Here is a 1,775-nt window from a genome sequence, read left to right on the forward strand (position 1 = left end):
CCGTGTCGTAGATGTGGATGGGCAGGAAGCAGCGCTCGTCGTAATGGGCGTTGAACAGCGACAACTGCTGGTGGCCGTGGACAACGTCCATCGTGTCGTCGATGTCGAGCGTCACCGCCTCGGGCGGCGCCGGATAGCTGGCGCACCACAGATCGACCATCACCCCCATCAGCCGCAGGACCTCGCGCAAGGACGGGGCATTTTCCCAGCGCGACATCGTCGGCTGCGAGCACAAGTCCCGACCGCTGTCGGGCAGACACCCGTCGTTCGGCGTGAACGGCGGCTGCGGCCCCGTTGTGCCAGAAAGAGACGGATGCTGAAACCCTCAAACTCTCTCCACCCGCTCGGTGGGGATGGCGAGTGATTTATCCTAAAACTCAAGCATGCTTGTCTATGATCCCGGTGATCTTTTCGGCGATGTCTTCCGGTGACAGGACGAAATCGATGCAGCCGGTTGCCATGGCGCTTTCCGGCATGTCGGGCTGCCCGGCCGTCTCGGGCTTCTGCGCGATGGTGATTCCCCCCACCTGTCTGATGCCGCAGAGGGCCTCCGCTCCGTCGCCGTCATAGCCGGACACGATCACGGCGATCAACTGGCCTTTCCAGTGCTGGGTGAGGGAGTGCAGAAAAACCGTGATGACATCGGGCCATCCCCTCGGTTTTGAAATGGGCTTCAGGCGGAACCCCCCATCCAGAACGTGCAAATCGTGCTGGGGTGGGATGATGAAGACATGGTTGGGCCGGATCAGCAGTCCTTCGGTGATCAGTTCGACCGGCATCTCCGTATAATGCGGGAGAATTTTGTGGAGAAGGGTGTCCACGGTTCTGAGATGGTTGACGATAATGATCGCCGCGCCCAGATCGGCGGGGAGGTTCTGTACCAGCCGGGTGTATGCGTCAAGGCCGCCAGCCGATCCGCCGACACAGACGACAGGGATGGTTCCTTCGATGGCTGTTTTATCCATTGGCTTCATGTCGCACCAGATGCTTTCCGTCAGGTAGCGCGTTGATGCCGATGAAACCGGGCGTGTGCTACGCTATCAGGTCAGTGTGACGGTTATAGATCGCCATGCGCCGAACCAATATCGCCGCCCGATTCACGAAGGACGGCTTCTGCCGCCGAGAACACCAAGAAACCACAGTACTGCTGCAATTAGCAGAACAGTGCCAAGAACGCCACCGAGTCCAGCGCCGCCGTACATGCCATAGCCATAATATCCGCCGCCGCCGAGCAAAAGAACCAATAGTATTAAAATAATTATTGCACGCATCAGCGGCACCCCTGTAGGTTTAGCGAGAGCAAGAACTCAATTTACAATCGCTACGTCTTCAGCGCATCCCGCAAAACATCCTTCACACCGCCAACGGCGTTCTGGACTTTGCCTTCGGCCTTGTCGCTCTTGCCTTCGGCGACCAACTTGGAGTCACCGAGAGCCTTGCCGGCCGCTTCCTTGATGGCGCCCTTACCCTGCTTGGCCGCGCCGACGATACGATCTTTGTTCATGTCACTGCCTCACTGTCTGTCGATGTTTCAACTGCTTCCTTTGTATCTTTTGCGAATGCAATGAACGAGACTCCGAATCTACTCAGAGCCTTAGAGCCCGTCCGGAAGGTTCTTGAGTCCGATGAATCAGTTGTGATTCCATAGCTCTCCAGACGAATCGGGGGGGCAGCATGTGGACGAAGGAGAACCGGCGTGTCTATGAGCGGCGCGGCCTCCGCTATCCCAGCGACTTGACGGATGAAGAATGGGCGCTGGTGGAACCGTTGATTCC

4 protein-coding genes and 1 pseudogene are annotated in these 1,775 nt (G+C 58.1%); 1 reads left to right on the forward strand and 4 read right to left on the reverse strand.

Features of this window, described 5'->3' with window-relative positions; translation table 11 throughout:
• The 4 genes and pseudogenes from A6A05_RS03125 to A6A05_RS03135 all read right to left on the reverse strand — a co-directional run.
• Positions 1-262, reverse strand: a pseudogene (locus A6A05_RS03125) (transposase); the annotation flags it as partial.
• Between the two features lie 115 nt (positions 263-377).
• Positions 378-974: a chemotaxis protein CheB gene (locus tag A6A05_RS03130; protein ID WP_068497381.1), complete on the reverse strand. Its 597-nt coding sequence runs from the start codon at positions 972-974 to the stop codon at positions 378-380.
• Between the two features lie 123 nt (positions 975-1,097).
• Positions 1,098-1,271: a DUF3309 family protein gene (locus A6A05_RS19900; RefSeq protein ID WP_082910658.1), complete on the reverse strand. Its 174-nt coding sequence runs from the start codon at positions 1,269-1,271 to the stop codon at positions 1,098-1,100.
• A 50-nt stretch (positions 1,272-1,321) separates the two neighbouring features.
• Positions 1,322-1,504: a CsbD family protein gene (locus A6A05_RS03135; RefSeq protein ID WP_068497383.1), complete on the reverse strand. Its 183-nt coding sequence runs from the start codon at positions 1,502-1,504 to the stop codon at positions 1,322-1,324.
• A 170-nt stretch (positions 1,505-1,674) separates the two neighbouring features.
• Here A6A05_RS03135 and A6A05_RS20600 point away from each other — a divergent pair.
• Positions 1,675-1,775, forward strand: a 101-nt coding sequence (locus A6A05_RS20600; protein ID WP_425411936.1) for a transposase, incomplete at its 3' end; no start/stop codon positions are given.

The sequence above is a fragment of the Magnetospirillum moscoviense genome, assembly GCF_001650635.1.
GTDB lineage: Bacteria > Pseudomonadota > Alphaproteobacteria > Rhodospirillales > Magnetospirillaceae > Magnetospirillum > Magnetospirillum moscoviense.